The sequence below is a fragment of the Flavobacterium piscis genome (assembly GCF_031457575.1).
GTDB lineage: Bacteria > Bacteroidota > Bacteroidia > Flavobacteriales > Flavobacteriaceae > Flavobacterium > Flavobacterium piscis_A.
This window is the reverse complement of record NZ_JAVDWQ010000006.1, coordinates 73,878-89,921: the sequence shown is the minus strand read 5'-3', so window position 1 is coordinate 89,921 and position 16,044 is coordinate 73,878. Positions and strand designations below refer to the sequence as shown.

The following is a 16,044-nucleotide window of genomic DNA, read 5'->3' as shown; positions in this document are numbered from 1 at the left end:
AATGAAAAAAGACAAAATTATTTACTGGGCAACAACTGGTTTATTTAGTGCATTAATGTTTATGAATGCATACATGTATTTTACAGCCCCTAAAATGATAGAAGGTTTTAGACACTTAGGCTTTACTGACTTTTTCAGAAGAGAACTTGCAATAGCTAAAATAATAGGAGCCATTGTATTACTTGTCCCTGCCTTTCCAAGTAAAATAAAAGAATGGGCTTATGCAGGTTTTGGCATTACTTTTATTGCTGCCGCACTTGCACATTATGCAGCAAACGACCCAACTACAAACATAGTAATGCCGTTTTTCTTCTTGGTATTCCTTTTCGTTTCAAACTTTTATTTTTCTAAAACAAATAATAACAACCATTAATATTAATACATTAATAAATTCTATAGACAAGAAATAAAATGAAGAATATATTTTTTCTAACAATTTTAATGCTCTTAAAAATGACAACATCAAATGCACAAAGTGTAAACTATTCTTACGCAACAGTTCCCACTCAGTTTGTGGAAGCTAACGGAATAAAATTTGCTTATCGTTCTTATGGCAAGGCAAGTGATATACCCGTAATTTATTTCAATCACTTAACAGCAAACCTTGATAATTGCGACCCAAGAATTATGGATGCAATTGCCGCACACCGTCAAATTATTTCCTTTGACTATCGAGGCGTTGGTGCTACAACTGGCAAGCAAGGAACAAGTATTGCTGATATGGCAAAAGACTGCATTGTATTTATTCACGCTTTGGGCTACAAACAAGTAGATATTGTGGCATTCTCGATGGGTGGCTTTATTACGCAAGAAATACTTTTGGTAGAACCTACTTTGGTTCGTAAGGCCATACTGGCAGGTACGGGTCCAAGAGGTGGTGAAGGCGTGAGTGATGTGGTCGGATTAACTTATAAGGATATTTTTAAAGGACTATTTACATTCAGAGATCCTAAATTTTATTTATTCTTTACACAAAATAAAGTAGGTAAAGATGCTGCTCGTGATTTTCTGAAACGATTAAAAGAAAGAACAGAAAACCGAGACAAAAAAGTAAAATTAAGTGTGTTGAAAGCTCAACTAAAAGCTATTAAAGATTGGGGACATGAACAACCAGCCGATTTGAGTGTTTTCAAACTTCCTGTTTTTATTGCTAATGGCGATGCAGACAGAATGGTGCCAACACCAAACTCTCATGATATGGCAAACCGTTTTCCTAATGCCATTTTGAAAATATATCCAAACTCTGGTCATGGTGGTATTTTCCAATACCATGAAGAGTTTATACCACAAGCTATTGAGTTTCTAAATAAATAGTAAGATGAAAAAAACATATTCAATACTGCTAATAGTTCTTCTAGGAGTAAAAGGAGTATTTGCACAAAATCAGAGTGTACAGCCGAATAAAGTTGTTACCTCTGTTAAGTCTGAAAAACATTTATCGTCTTCAATTTTGTTATGGATGCGAACAGACAAACCTCGTCAGGCAGGCATGGACAGGTGGAAAGGGCCTCATGCCAAAATAATTTCTGTCAATAAAGGTTTGTATGAATACCGACAAATACATTTTGCAGAACAAAATACTGGTATGTGGAATAATATTGATGGCGTGGAAACAAAAATACCAAGCGACCGAAAAATTGATGGTGTTGCTGACGTTACTTTAAAAAATTTATTATCTATTTTTAGAGGTAAAAAGCAAAACAAATTGGCGTTTGCAGACGAAATAAATATTTTTAAACGAACAATACTTTATGCAGCCTTTCCCAAAAATTCCAAATGGTATAATGTAGCAGAAACAACCGAAAAAATTGATGCTCGAAGTATGTTTTTTTTTAGAAAAAAGGAAGGCGTTTCTGAAAAAGATTTTAATAAATTTTTCAATGAAGAACTTGCTCCAAGTATGGCAAACACTGGTGTACTGAAAGAATTGCGAAGCAAATTGTATAACCCTTGGAAACAAAAACAATGGAATACGCCCAATGTAGCACACGATAATGCAAAAGAAGTGCAGTTTCAGGCTTCATTGATATTGGGCTTTACTGATAAAAACGAAATGGAAAAATTCTTTAAGAGTGAAAACTTGAAAAAATTATCAGATAGAATTGCCCTTTTTTGTTCGGCAGTTCACGCCTATGAAATAGGAGAAACCTTAACATTTGTAAAAAACGGAAAAGAACTTACTGCATATCAAAAATAATAAATTATGAAAGCATTTATAATCAATAAATACAGCAAAACTGAAACTTTCCAACTTACCGAAATAGCAGAACCTATTCTGAAGGAAAATGAAGTTTTGGTAGAAATTCACGCATCAAGTATTAATCCATTAGATGTAAAAATAAAAAGTGGCGAATTTAAAATGATTTTGCCGTATAAATTTCCTTTGGTTTTAGGACACGATGTTGCAGGAATTATAACAAAAATTGGTTCAAAAGTGAGTCGCTTCAAAGTTGGCGATGAAGTATTTGCTCGTGCTGCCGATTTCCGAATAGGGACATTTGCAGAATATATTGCTGTCAATGAAAATGATTTGGCTTTAAAGCCAAAAAATAGTTCAATGGAGGAGGCAGCTTCCATTCCATTAGTTGCATTAACGGTTTGGCAAGCCTTTGTAGAAAAAGCAAAGCTCAAAAATGGACAAAAAGTATTTATTCAAGCAGGTTCGGGTGGTGTAGGTACGATTGCTATTCAGTTGGCAAAATATTTAGGTGCAACAGTCACTACAACAACAAGTGTCAGTAATTTTGATTTGGTAAAAAATCTTGGGGCTGATGTTGTCATTGATTACAAAACACAAGATTTTGAAACTATTTTGAAAGATTACGATTTGGTGTTGAATAGCCAAGATGAAAAAACATTGGAAAAATCTTTAAAGATTTTAAAATCTGGCGGAAAAGTAGTCTCAATTGCTGGTCCACCAGATTTGGCTTATGCTAATGAGGCGGGTTTATCGTGGTTTTTGAAAATTGTAATGCGTTTGTTGAGTTTTAAAATCAAACAAAAAGCAAAAAAATTAAACATAGATTATTCGTTTTTATTTATGCAAGCGAATGGAAAGCAGTTGTCTGAAATTGGAACATTGATAGAAACAAATGCTATTCGTCCTGTAGTTGATAAAGTATTTCCATTTGAAGAATTAAACGAAGCAATGGCTTATGTTTCAAGTGGTCGAGCAAAAGGAAAGGTTGTTATTAAAATAAAATAACAAAAATTATGAAAAAAATAATTAATGTTTTAGTAGTGATAAGTAGTATTACAGTATTACTATTAGGGATTAAAAACATGTTTTTTCCTTCAGAAACCACAGAATTGTATGGCATAGATTTAAAGGGAGTATTAATCCATAATACCTTTCGGGGAGCAATAAGCGGTACACTTGTAGGAATTGGATTGATGTTACTTATGGGGCTGTTCACTAAAAATAAAACTTGGTATCATTCTACTATTTTATTGACATCAGTAGTGCTTTTTGGTAGAATATACAGCATAATAATTGATGGCTGGTCAGATGCAATAATGCCACCATTAGTAGTAGAGATTTTTATAATTGTTGTATTGTATTTTGCAGCTAAACAGAATTCCAATCCTTCCAGTAACTCAAATGATAATCAATAAATATGAAAATCATCCACAATGTTTGAATGAAGGTAAATTCTTCCTATTCTATCAAACCAAAAAAATGAATACCTAATTTAAAGGAAATAGCTGGAATTTGTGAAATTGAAAAAGAATTAACTTTCAATATTGCTCGACATACTTTTGCAACAACAGTAACTTTAACTAATGGAGTTCCAATTGAAAGTGCAAGCAAATGTTAGGACATAAAAATTTAAGAACTACCCAACACTACGCCAAAGTGTTGGATAGAAAAGTGAGTGAGGATATGATGATGTTGAAGAATAAATTTAAGTTTGAAGAGAAAATCATTAAAAAGCATATTTTTTTAAGTCATTTTTACTTAAACATAAAAAAATACTAAATGATAATTTAGTGTTTTTTGCACAGATTAAAATAAGAAATGACAATTTAGCTTTCAAGCATCTTAGTTACATTTTCTATAAACCCTCCTTTAATTGACCTTAACATCGCTTACAACAGAAAAATGGCTTTCACAAAGATCCCAGCAAACAGATTTTTTATTAAATTAGCACAAACAAACTAAATCATGGAACTTAAACCAGGCAAGGCTATCCCACTTAAAAACAATGGGGATCGTACATCAGAAAACCCGATGAGTTTTGTCGATAATTTTGAAATTCTCGATTTAAGTAATTTGGATAACAATCATTTTTTTTCCTTCAATTATTCCCGAAAGACATTCTACACAGCCACCTTGTTACAAGGAGAATATAATATTGAATTTGAAGATGAAAAAATTGAGCTAACGGGCAATACGCTGCTATTTACAACTTCCAAAATTCCTTTTGGTATTAATACATCAAATGGAATTTATAAAGGTATCAGCTGTATTTTCAAAGAAGATTTTATAACTAAAAATAACAGTGGTTACCGTTTGCTGGAATTTCCAATATACAAACCAGGCAGGCAAAATATTTATTCACTGACCGATGACCAAGCAGAAAATTTTACAGCCATTTATGCCAAGGTTTTCGATGAAAAGCTCGATAATGGTCACTATAAAGAAAGTCTGCAACGCAACTACCTTCTTGAACTTATTTTTAATGCCCAAAAGCTTGACCCTGTAGCGTCCTACATCAAGAAAAATAATACCACTGAAGAGATAGCCTGCTCATTTATAAGACTATTGGAATCACAGTTTCCTATTGACAATCCGCAAGATGTTGTTAAACTAAAAACTGCCGGCGAATTTGCAGAACATTTAGCGTTGCACCCTAATTATTTGAACCGTCAGGTGAAGCTGTCAAAAGGAAGAACCGTTAGCGATATCATTAATGCAAGAATCGAACAGGAAGCAAAGATTCTACTGAAACTGACCAATTGGAATATTGCAGAAATTGCAAACTCATTAGGCTTTGAAGAGCCTTCCCATTTTAATACATTCTTCAAAAAGCATACTAAGGCAGCTCCTACAGATTATAGAAAACTAAAAAGAGATTAGCCATTATGCACTTTTTAAACTAAAAAGTTTGATTTAGGCAAGGATTGGTTTTAATTACGCTATAAATCGAACTATCATTAGTGCGACCTTTGTCTTATAATTTTAAAATAATTGAAAATGACAAAGATAGCATTAGTGACCGGTGCCAATAAAGGCATTGGTTTTGAAACAGCAAAACAACTTGCACAAAAGAACATCAAGGTTTTATTAGGAGCAAGAAATGAAACCGAAGGAAAAAAGGCAGAAGCGGTTTTACGCGATTTATCATTAGATGTTACCTACGTAAAACTGGACATCAGTGATTCAGAAGATATAGCGACTGTTAAAAGTTATATTGAAAGCGAGTATGGTGTGTTGGACATTTTGGTCAATAACGCCGCAGTATTTCTTGACGGCGAGTGGTTCGGCAATAATGTGGAATCGGTACCTATGAAAATACTTCGCGACACCTTTGATATCAATTACTTTGGGACAGTCGAACTTACACAGGCATTGTTGCCGCTAATTAAAAAAAGTAATGCAGGTCGTATTGTAAATATCAGCAGTTTATCTGGTTCATTTGGAGTTCATCTTGATGAAAATCATTGGCTATATAAATTAAAGCCTTATGCGTACAGTGCTTCGAAAACAGCACTCAATCAGTTTACCGTATTTCTTGCCAATGCATTGAAGGAAACCAATGTCAAAGTAAACGCTGCAAGTCCGGGATGGGTTAAAACATCCATTGGATCAGATCAGGCACCACTTACACCGGAAGAAGGTGCAAAGACAGGAGTTGCATTAGCTTTACTTGATGATAATGGTCCAACAGGAACTTTTTCTCAATCTGGTGAGGTATTTCCGTGGTAATTTAGAAAAAGATATTAAACTAATTTATGTTAGGCTGTTTATTTACCGGAATATTTGTTCTAACACTGAAAACATTCGATACAACTAATAAAAAACGACTTTGGAGTTTTTTTCCAGCCCCTGCAAGGGCAAGTGGTTTTGAGCTGCGGAAAGTATTTCAAGCAGCTCAGAACACAACTTGCCGTTTTCCCGCGAAAACATTATTACAGATGGATTTTAATTGAAAGGGCTTGAAGCCCTTTTTTTTGGATTGGTAAGGTAACCATACAAGGCTAATATTATCGGAGTCCTTTCCGGATAATTAAAACAGGTGTAACTTTCGGTAGCCTTCAGGCTGCCCGCCAGCACCCCTTTATGTCTAATGAGAATATAGTGCATCTGGGATGTGTTCTACAGACATATTTCAATAATAAAAGTTTACTGCTATAAACAAAGTAGTACTTAACTACAGGTTTACCTACCTACAAGCCTACAAGCCTGCTTACATGCTTACATACTTGCCTACATAACTACATACATACATATAAATAAATATGCTTTTAAAACTATAAAAAATACTTTTATGCTTTAGCGGAGATTCGGGAACCTTTGCAGATTTGCCTTGCCAGACCTCACGGACATCGCCGAGCCTGTACAAGTAAAAAAATATATTTTTCCAAAGAAAACAGAAAAACGGAAAAAAGAAAAAGAAAGCAATTTTACAGGACGGGATGCAGGCAGGCCAAAAGGAAACGGAATAAGTCCCGAAGGGTGGATTGTGAGGCACGATCAAGACATTATGCCGTAGTCTTTTGGATAGCCAAGCAACCCCGTCCTACCTTCGTTTTCTTTTTATTATTTATCTTTTATTTTTTTAGAAAAACATAAAATCAATCCGTCCATAACCTTAGACAATCCTGTTAAATGAAGCCATAAAATTCTATAGCTATAATGTTTGTTGTACATTGAATGTATACTCTCTACCCGGACAGTAAAAGCCAAATACTTCCTTTCGGTTCTACAAATGCTACCTGAGGCAGTCCACAAAGTAAATTAGCTTATGTTGTAAGAATTGATTTAAGTATGGAAGAAAATAGTAATAACTCTCGTCAAAAAAAAGGTGGAAGGCATCTAAAGAAAGATCCTGCCATTTTCCGCTATTCCATCAGCCTGAACGCTGAAGAAAATGCCCGATTTCTTTCTTTGTTTGAACAATCAGGAATGAATGTAATGGCACACTTTATTACTGCCTGTATCTTTCAAAAAACTATTAGAACAATAAAAATAGACAAGGCCACAATGGATTTTTATATGCGGCTGACCACACTATACGGCCAGTTCAGAGCTATAGGGGTAAATTATAATCAAGTTGTGAAAATACTGTACAGCAATTTTTCTGAAAAGAAAGCCGGAGCCTATCTATATAAACTGGAAAAGCAGACCGCAGAGCTTGTGGTCTTATCTCAGAAAATCATCCAGCTTACGAGTGAATTTGAAACAAACCACCTTAAAAATCAATAGGGACATGGTAGGGAGGTTGGAAGAGAGTAATCTGAATGGCATTGTCATACAATCAGTTCAAAAAAGTTAAATAAAGGGAGTTTCTTTTTTTATAACTGTTACTTATACTGCTTTGAGACTAAGCCCGCCAAACAGTTCCTCAGTGGGACAGTAATTACTCCTAAATCATCAGAGGCATTAAATTCATAGCCTATTTAGAAAGGATTGTTTTAACAAAAGGCAAATGGAGGTGCAAAATGAAGAGCGAAGACACAAAACAGACTGATAATGACGAACATATCGCAAAAATTTATGAAGAGATAGAACAGGGAAAAGAACAAAAATTCGTAAATTTATTGATTGAAATTATTATGTCATTAACATTGAAAGAACTATATGAAGAGGGCGATCAGATATCTTAGGTTTAGCCAATTGGGACAGAGCAATGGCTCGATTGAAAGACAGGAATTGTATACCGACCAATACCTGCAATATAATAATATACAGCTGGTGGATTCCTTTATCGACAGGGGCAAAAGCGCTAAGACCTTTGATCGTCCGGATTTTATAAAATTACAAGCATTCATTGCCAAGCATTACAAATCAGTGGATTATCTGCTCGTAGATCAGCTTGACCGCTTTAGCAGGGATGCAGGCGAAGCCATGAATATGGTAAAGCGGTTCCAAAGAAAATACAGCATCCAGATCATCAGCGTAACCGAAGGGATAGTCTTTGATTATGATACGCCGGGAAGTTTTTTTAGGGCAGGGTTGCAATTATTGCTTGCTGAAGAGGACAATATCAACAGGAGCATCAAGGTACGTGGCGGGCTCTACACAGCCCGCGCTAAAGAAGGCCGTTTCCTTACAAGGGAAAAGCCTTTCGGCTATAACAAGGTCGGTGAGGGAAAACAACGCCACCTTGAAGTAAATGAGCAGGAAGCTAAAATTGTCAAAACGATTTATGATATGTTCCAGCGCGATGTGCCATTATATAAAATAAAGGAAATAGCTTACGAGGCCGGTTTTGACAGGAAAGGAAACATGGCTATTGACCGCGTACTTGCAAATCCTGTGTATGCAGGACTTGTGAGGGTTGAACCGTTCAAGGATCTGCCAGGAGGTCTTTTTCCCGCGATACATGAAGCCATTATTGACAAGACAACTTGGACAATGGTACAATCTAAAATGAAAAAGGCTGACAAGGTCAAAGTAACCGTCGATGATGAAATACCGCTGAGGGGCGTTGTAAAATGCCACTGCGGAACGCCTTTGACAGGTGCGCCTTCACGTGGGAAATCGGGAAAATACTTCTACTACTACAAATGCAAGCATTCAAAGCATAATAATATCAGTGCAGTAAAAGCACATGACCAGTTCCTAAATGCATGTGACCTTATGAGTGTCACTGAAAGGCGGATTAAGGAAATAAGGAATAGCTGTTACGCCACACTTGAACAGGAAGTAAAGGCAAACAAGAAAAAAGCAATAGAGAAGAGACATGAACTGGAGGAAGTACAGCAACGCTTAAATGCAGTAGAAGAAAAGTGGTTTAAGGACGAGATAAACAAGGACACTTACGACAGGTGGTATTCTACCTACAGCGACCACATATTGACCCTTACGGCATCGATCGAAAGATATAATAATACGAACCAAGGGAAAGCTTTCGAGATTTTGGACAGCAAGCTGGATTTATTAGGAGATATCAGGCATATCTATACAAAGTCAGATATTTTGCAGAAACGCGAGTTTGTAAACATGGTGTTCGACGGCAATTTATACTATGAAAAGGGTATCTATCGAACACCTACAATGTTGGGTCTGTTATCTCATAATGCCAGTAAAATGGAGGAAAGAGGATACCTTATATATCAAAAAAAGAGGGATAACATTTCTGTTATCCCTCATAGTGGGCGATGAGGGGTTCGAACCCCCGACCCCCTCGGTGTAAACGAGGTGCTCTGAACCAGCTGAGCTAATCGCCCTTGTTTAAAGGTGTGCAAATATACAGCTAGAAATTGTATTTGCAAGCATATTTATAAAAAAAATCCAATAATTTCAAACTTATTTTATATTCAGCACTATTACAGCTCTTTAAATTAAGGGTAAAACAATGTTTTTTCTCAAAAATAAAGTCTAAATAATAAAATACTATTTCTAAATATTAATATTCTTTTGTATTCATTACCTATAATCATACATTTGCATACCTTAAATAGTATATACTAATGGCACGATTCAAAGAAAATGATTTACCTAAAGCTAAATTAGACTCTAACTCTCTTCAAAAAGCACTTCGAATTTTTAAATATGGCAAAAATCATAAATGGAAGTTTTTTCTGGGTTTAATTTTTTTATTATTAACCAGCGCCACTGCCCTCGCCTTTCCTAAATTAATGGGAATGTTAGTAGATTGCGTGACTAATAAAAATCTCAATAGAGCCAATGAAATTGCGGTAGCACTTTTGGTAATATTAATGCTCCAGGCAATTTTCTCTTTTTTCAGAATCTCTCTTTTTGTGAATTTTACCGAAAACTCGTTATCGAATATTCGTTTTGCGCTGTATGAAAATTTGGTTAAACTCCCTATGTCCTTTTACTCTCAAAAACGAGTTGGTGAACTTAATAGCCGGATCAGTGCTGATATTTCGCAACTACAAGATACTTTTACAACCACAATAGCCGAGTTTTTACGCCAGTTAATCTTAATTATTGGTGGTTTTATCATTTTAGGAAATATTAGCCCGAAATTAACTCTGATGATGTTGTCTATTGTACCGATAGTAGCAGTTGCTGCAGTAATATTTGGCAGATTTATTCGTAAGTACGGAAAAAAAACACAAGATAAGGTAGCAGAAAGTCAGGTAATTGTTGAAGAAACGTTACAAGGAATCAGCAACGTAAAAGCCTTTGCAAATGAATGGTACGAAATCCAACGTTACAAGAATAAAATTAAAGAAATTGTAAAAATCGCAATTAAAGGCGGTCAGTACAGAGGTTATTTTGCTTCGTTTATTATTTTATGTCTTTTTGGATGCGTTGTAGCTGTAGTCTGGTACGGAATAACATTAACCATTAAAGGTGAAGTTGAAGGCGTTGGAGATTTAATTTCATTTATACTTTACACCACTTTTATCGGTGCATCTTTTGGGGGGATTGCCGAAATGTATGCTCAGATTCAAAAAGCAGTTGGAGCTACTGAACGTGTTTTTGAATTATTAGAAGAAGTTCCCGAGGATATTAAAGCAAACCAAAAAACATCAGCCGTAGAAAAAATAAAAGGAAATGTGGCTTTCAACAATGTGGCTTTTAGTTATCCTTCCCGTAAAGAAATCCAGGTGTTGAAAAATGTAAACTTCACAGCCGAATTTGGTCAAAAAATTGCTATCGTAGGACCAAGTGGGGCGGGAAAATCTACTATTTCTTCTCTTTTATTGCGTTTTTACGACATTACTTCAGGAGAAATTACTGTTGATGGCAAAAATATTTACGATTATGATTTAGAAAACCTTCGAGGAAATATGAGTATCGTTCCTCAGGATGTAATTCTCTTTGGAGGAACTATTAAAGAAAACATCGCTTATGGAAAACCAGATGCTACTGACGAAGAAATTATGTTAGCCGCTAAACAGGCTAATGCACTGAATTTTGTAGAAGGTTTTCCTGAAAAATTTGAAACACTCGTGGGTGAACGAGGTGTAAAATTATCAGGAGGTCAGCGCCAGCGCATTGCAATTGCCCGGGCCTTACTTAAAAACCCTAGTATTTTAATTTTAGACGAGGCTACATCATCATTAGACAGCGAAAGCGAAAAACTGGTTCAGCAGGCTTTAGAAGTTTTAATGGAAGGAAGAACCAGTATTATAATTGCCCATCGCTTGTCAACTATTAGAAATGCTGATAAAATATTAGTTCTGGATAACGGAAAAATCACCGAGGAAGGAACCCATCAGGAATTGATTAATCTTGAAAACGGGATTTATAAAAATCTAAGTAATCTTCAGTTTAGCAATTCCTAATAAATCTGAAAACTAAAAAATTAAATGCAATAAAATACTAAATTTTTATTGCATTTTTTTTATTTCCTAATTTACTTGATGCATGTTAATTAAATTAAAAAATATTCTGATTAAACCTTTTTCCAAAAGAAATGTCTAAACAAATTAACATTAAAATCCGGCTTAAAATACTTGTACATACAAATGTTAAATAATAGCCAACATCTTAAGTTTTCATTTCAAAAAACTAAATTTGCACGCTTACTAAACTAGATATTATAAAACACAATTACCCCATTTTATGAAAGTAAAAAATCTAATCTACGCCTTACTAATAATCGGAATTGTGGGCTTTATTGCTTACAGGATTTCATCTAATAAAGCCAAGAATGATGAGTCAAAAAAGTTTGGTGATAAAGGTACTCCTACTAGTGTAGAAGGAATTGTTATAAAAACGGCTACGTTTGATAATAATTTAGCACTGTCTGGTTCTGTTGAAGCCAATGAACAAATTGAAATCAGAAGTGAAGTATCAGGAATTGTAGAAGGAATTTACTTTACTGAAGGGAGTAATGTGAAAAAAGGGCAGGTACTTTTTAAGGTTAATGATATCGAATTAAGAGCGCAGTTAAGACAAGCTTCTACAAAAGAAGGTTTAGCTGGTGAAAACCAGCGAAGAGCCAAATTACTTTTACAAAAAGAAGCTATCAGTCAGGAAGAGTTTGATGTTGCAAATGCAGATTATGCTTCAATGCAGGCTCAGAGCGAACTAATAAGAGCCCAGATTGCCAAAACATCTGTTAAAGCCCCTTTTTCAGGAAAAATTGGTTTACGTTCTATTTCTCCGGGAACATATATAACACCAACTATTCTGGTAGCAAAATTAGTTAATACCGGAAAACTAAAAATTACGTTTTCAATTCCTGAAAAATATGCTTCTCAGGTAAAATCAGGATCCTCAATAGATTTTACAGTTTCAGGATCAGATAAGATTTACAATGCAAAAATATATGCTATTGAACCCGAAGTGGCCGTAGCAACCCGTACTTTACAAATTCGCGCCATTGCTGATAATGTTGATGGAAAACTTTTTCCTGGAACTTTTGCTGAAGTAAAATTACCTTTAACTACTATCAAAGATGCCATAATAGTTCCATCAGAAGCTATTGTTCCGGTACAAAAGGGTAAAAAAGTTTTTATCTCGAATATGGGCAAAGCCAAAGAAGTTATGGTTGAAGCTACTACCAGAACAGATTCTTCGATTTTAATTTTATCCGGATTAAAAGCAGGCGACACGCTGATAACAAGTGGTGTGATGTCATTAAAAAATGATGCTCCAATAAAAGTTAAAGTAAAAAAATAGAAGTTTTGAGTTAGGAGTTATGTATTATCAATTTAGAAAAAATCTATTTTTCTTTATTCTATAATCTAATATCTGGACTCTAAAATCTAAAATAACAAATCATAATGAGTTTATCCACTACAAGTATAAAAAGGCCCGTTTTAACTATTGTACTGAATCTTTTGATTATTTTATTCGGTTTCATTGGTTATACTTTTCTGGGTGTACGTGAATTTCCGTCAATTGATCCGGCACAGGTTTCTATTCGAACCAACTACACAGGAGCCAATTCTGATATTATTGAATCGCAAATTACAGAGCCACTAGAAAAAGCTGTAAACGCTATTGATGGAATTCGAAACATTACGTCGTCAAGTAATCAGGGAAGCAGTAACATCACCATAGAATTTAATCTGGATAAAGATCTTGAAGAAGCGGCGAATGATGTGCGTGATAAAGTATCTCAGGCCATCAGGAGCTTACCGCAGGATATTGATGCTCCGCCGGTAGTTTCTAAAGCCGATGCAGACAGTGATGCTATTATTTCGATGACTGTCCAAAGTGACTCGCGAAGCTCTCTGGAATTAAGTGATTATGCCGAAAATGTAATTTCACAGCGTCTGGAAACCATTCCAGGTGTAAGTGGCGTTCAGATATGGGGGCAAAAACGTTATGCCATGCGTTTATGGATAGATCCTGTAAAATTAGCAGCTTACGGCTGTACTGTAGCCGAAGTTCGCGCAGCCTTAAATGCACAGAATGTTGAATTACCTTCTGGAAAACTAACTGGGAACAATACCGAATTGACGGTAAAAACAATAGGAAACCTTTCAAAACCGGAAGAATTCAACAATATCATTATTCGTACCGAAGGAGATAAAATTGTTCGCCTAAGCGATATCGGAAGTGCTGAATTAGGGCCTGAAAATATCGAAACAAAATTAAGTCAGTCAGGTCTTCCTATGGTTGGTTTGGCCATTGTTCCAATGCCTGGTGCAAATTATTTAGATATCTCATCTGAATTTTATAAAAAGTATGAAGCCTTAAAAAAGGATTTACCAAAAGATATCAAACTCAATATTGCACTTGATAATACTATCTTTGTAAAAAAATCAGTACTTGAAGTAGCAGAAACTCTGGGAATTTCAATTATTCTGGTAATCATTATCATTTATTTGTTTTTCAGGGACTGGGCAATTGCTTTCAGGCCTTTGGTAGATATTCCGGTTTCGCTGATTGCTACGTTTTTTATCATGTGGATGTTTGGATTTTCTATCAACGTATTAACCTTATTGGCTATAGTTTTGGCAACGGGTCTGGTGGTCGACGACGGAATTGTTGTTACCGAAAATATCTTTAAGAAAGTTGAGGAAGGAATGTCACCAATTGAAGCAGCAATCAAAGGATCTAATGAAATTTTTTATGCAGTAATTTCTATTTCAGTAACACTTGCCGCAGTATTTTTACCTGTAATTTTCTTAGAAGGTTTCGTAGGACGGCTATTTCGGGAATTTGGAGTCGTAATTGGCTCTGCTGTATTAATATCGGCCTTTGTATCCCTGACATTAACACCAATGCTGAATGCCTATTTAATGAAAGGCGGTGAACAGAAAAAATCGAAGTTTTACGTTAAAACCGAACCATTTTTCGAAAAACTAAACAGCGGATATGCCGATTCGCTAAAACGTTTCATGGATAAAAAATGGATTAGTTTTCCGATTCTGATTGCCTGTTTCGGTATCATCTATTTATTTTTCACCATACTTCCAAAAGAAACCGCACCTTATGATGACCGTAGTTCTATTGTGATGCGTATGAATACGCCAGAGGGTTCCTCTTACGAATATACAGATCGTTTCATGCAGGAAATTTCTAAATTGGTTGATGATTCAATTCCGGAAAAAAAAGTGAGTTTGGTTATTACTTCACCAGGATTTGGTTCTTCATCAGTAAACAGTGGTTTTATCAGGCTTTCACTAAAAGAACCTGATGAGAGGGAAAGGTCTCAAAAAGATATTGCGGATCAACTAACAAAATGGACCAAACAATATCCGGATGCCAAAACATCAGTAATTCAGCAGCCTACAATTGCCGTAAACAGGCGTGGTGGTTTACCTATTCAGTACATTATTCAGGCTTCTACATTTGAAAAGCTAAGGGAAAAGATTCCTCTTTTTATGAATGAAGTTGGTAAAAGTGATGTCTTCTCGATTACTGATGTAAATTTAAAATTCAATAAGCCAGAAATTAACGTAAGCATTGACCGTGAAAAAGCGGAGAGTTTAGGGATTTCAATAATTGATGTTGCCCAAACCCTCCAGCTTTCTTTAAGTGGACAGCGTTTTGGTTATTTTATTAAAAATGGAAAACAATATCAGGTTATTGGCCAGTTTGATCAGGAAGACCGTTCTAAACCTTTGGATCTGACTTCTATGTTTGTAAAAAACAAAAACGGTGAATTGATTCAGATGGATAATGTGGTAAACGTTGAAGAACAAAGTAATCCTCCTCAATTGTATCATAATAACCGTTATATGTCCGCAACCGTTTCTGCAGGTTTGGCACCGGGAAAAAGTATCAGTGATGGTATTCAAGCAATGAATCAGATTAAAGCCCAAATTCTGGACGAAAGTTTTACAACTGATTTAAGTGGGGAGTCACGAGATTTTGTCGAAAGTAGTTCCAATACCTCTTTTGCTTTTGGATTGGCATTATTGCTGATATTTTTGATTCTTGCAGCACAATTCGAAAGTTTCATAGATCCGTTAATTATCATCTTAACTGTACCAATGGCAGTAGCAGGAGCTCTGTTTTCTCTATGGCTATTTAATCAGACGTGGAATATTTTCAGTCAGATTGGAACTGTAATGCTTATCGGATTAGTGACCAAAAATGGTATTCTGATTGTGGAATTCGCCAATCAGTTACGAGAACAGGGAAAACCAAAATTAGAAGCAATTTTAGAAGCCTCGGAAGCGCGTTTACGTCCAATTTTAATGACGAGTTTAGCAATTGCCTTAGGAGCCTTACCAATTGCAATGTCACTTGGGGCAGCTTCTACAAGCAGAATCGGAATGGGGGTTGTTATTGTTGGGGGAACTATTTTCTCTTTGGCACTAACCCTTTTTGTAATTCCTGCAATTTACCTGATGTGGTCGAAAGCCAGAAAACATTATCCGGAATTTGACCATATTGAAGAATATGAAAGAGAAAGTAAAGCGTAAATTCTTAATTTTGAAATAAATATCAAGAGCTATGAACTTAATTTTATAATTATGATTCGTAGTCAATAA

At 35.4% G+C, this 16,044-nt stretch carries 14 protein-coding genes and 1 tRNA gene; 14 read left to right on the top strand and 1 reads right to left on the bottom strand.

The window, feature by feature from the left end; translation table 11 throughout:
- The first annotated feature begins 1 nt into the window (after position 1).
- From J2W48_RS10485 to J2W48_RS10435, 11 genes are all read left to right on the top strand, one after another.
- The gene (locus J2W48_RS10485; RefSeq protein ID WP_310281030.1) at positions 2-373 is read left to right on the top strand and encodes a DoxX family protein; all 372 of its coding nucleotides are present in this window, start codon (positions 2-4) and stop codon (positions 371-373) included.
- An 80-nt stretch (positions 374-453) separates the two neighbouring features.
- Positions 454-1,314 carry an alpha/beta fold hydrolase gene (locus tag J2W48_RS10480; protein WP_310281028.1) on the top strand — a complete coding sequence of 287 codons (861 nt, stop codon included), beginning with the start codon at positions 454-456 and terminating at the stop codon, positions 1,312-1,314.
- 4 nt (positions 1,315-1,318) lie between these two features.
- Complete coding sequence (locus J2W48_RS10475; RefSeq protein ID WP_310281027.1) at positions 1,319-2,197, top strand: hypothetical protein; 879 nt, start codon at positions 1,319-1,321, stop codon at positions 2,195-2,197.
- Between the two features lie 6 nt (positions 2,198-2,203).
- Positions 2,204-3,205, top strand: a complete 1,002-nt coding sequence (locus J2W48_RS10470; RefSeq protein ID WP_310281025.1) for an NADP-dependent oxidoreductase — start codon at positions 2,204-2,206, stop codon at positions 3,203-3,205.
- An 8-nt stretch (positions 3,206-3,213) separates the two neighbouring features.
- A complete protein-coding gene (locus J2W48_RS10465) occupies positions 3,214-3,615 on the top strand; it encodes a DUF4345 family protein (RefSeq protein WP_310281023.1) in 402 nt (133 codons plus the stop codon).
- A gap of 550 nt (positions 3,616-4,165) precedes the next feature.
- Positions 4,166-5,080, top strand: coding sequence for an AraC family transcriptional regulator (locus J2W48_RS10460; RefSeq protein WP_310281021.1), 915 nt, complete (start codon positions 4,166-4,168; stop codon positions 5,078-5,080).
- Between the two features lie 117 nt (positions 5,081-5,197).
- Positions 5,198-5,929: an SDR family oxidoreductase gene (locus J2W48_RS10455; RefSeq protein ID WP_310281019.1), complete on the top strand. Its 732-nt coding sequence runs from the start codon at positions 5,198-5,200 to the stop codon at positions 5,927-5,929.
- A gap of 601 nt (positions 5,930-6,530) precedes the next feature.
- Positions 6,531-6,716, top strand: coding sequence for a hypothetical protein (locus tag J2W48_RS10450; RefSeq protein ID WP_310281017.1), 186 nt, complete (start codon positions 6,531-6,533; stop codon positions 6,714-6,716).
- Positions 6,717-6,991: 275 nt separating this feature from the next.
- On the top strand, positions 6,992-7,429 hold the full coding sequence (gene mobA, locus J2W48_RS10445) for a conjugal transfer protein MobA (protein WP_310281015.1): 438 nt from the start codon (positions 6,992-6,994) through the stop codon (positions 7,427-7,429).
- A 236-nt stretch (positions 7,430-7,665) separates the two neighbouring features.
- Complete coding sequence (locus J2W48_RS10440; protein ID WP_310281014.1) at positions 7,666-7,830, top strand: hypothetical protein; 165 nt, start codon at positions 7,666-7,668, stop codon at positions 7,828-7,830.
- Positions 7,805-9,331: a recombinase family protein gene (locus tag J2W48_RS10435; RefSeq protein ID WP_310281012.1), complete on the top strand. Its 1,527-nt coding sequence runs from the start codon at positions 7,805-7,807 to the stop codon at positions 9,329-9,331. The genes J2W48_RS10440 and J2W48_RS10435 overlap by 26 nt, the downstream gene beginning before the upstream one ends.
- On the opposite strand, the gene J2W48_RS10430 is transcribed toward J2W48_RS10435, so the two are convergent.
- Positions 9,322-9,396, bottom strand: a tRNA-Val gene (locus J2W48_RS10430). The two genes, J2W48_RS10435 and J2W48_RS10430, sit on opposite strands and share 10 nt — an antisense overlap.
- 243 nt (positions 9,397-9,639) lie before the next feature.
- Here J2W48_RS10430 and J2W48_RS10425 point away from each other — a divergent pair.
- From J2W48_RS10425 to J2W48_RS10415, 3 genes are all read left to right on the top strand, one after another.
- A complete protein-coding gene (locus tag J2W48_RS10425) occupies positions 9,640-11,430 on the top strand; it encodes an ABC transporter ATP-binding protein (protein ID WP_310281011.1) in 1,791 nt (596 codons plus the stop codon).
- A gap of 280 nt (positions 11,431-11,710) precedes the next feature.
- Entirely contained in the window at positions 11,711-12,772 is a 1,062-nt protein-coding gene (locus J2W48_RS10420) for an efflux RND transporter periplasmic adaptor subunit (protein ID WP_310281009.1), read from the top strand.
- 104 nt (positions 12,773-12,876) lie between these two features.
- Positions 12,877-15,975 carry an efflux RND transporter permease subunit gene (locus J2W48_RS10415; RefSeq protein ID WP_310281007.1) on the top strand — a complete coding sequence of 1,033 codons (3,099 nt, stop codon included), beginning with the start codon at positions 12,877-12,879 and terminating at the stop codon, positions 15,973-15,975.
- The last annotated feature ends 69 nt before the right edge of the window (positions 15,976-16,044 follow it).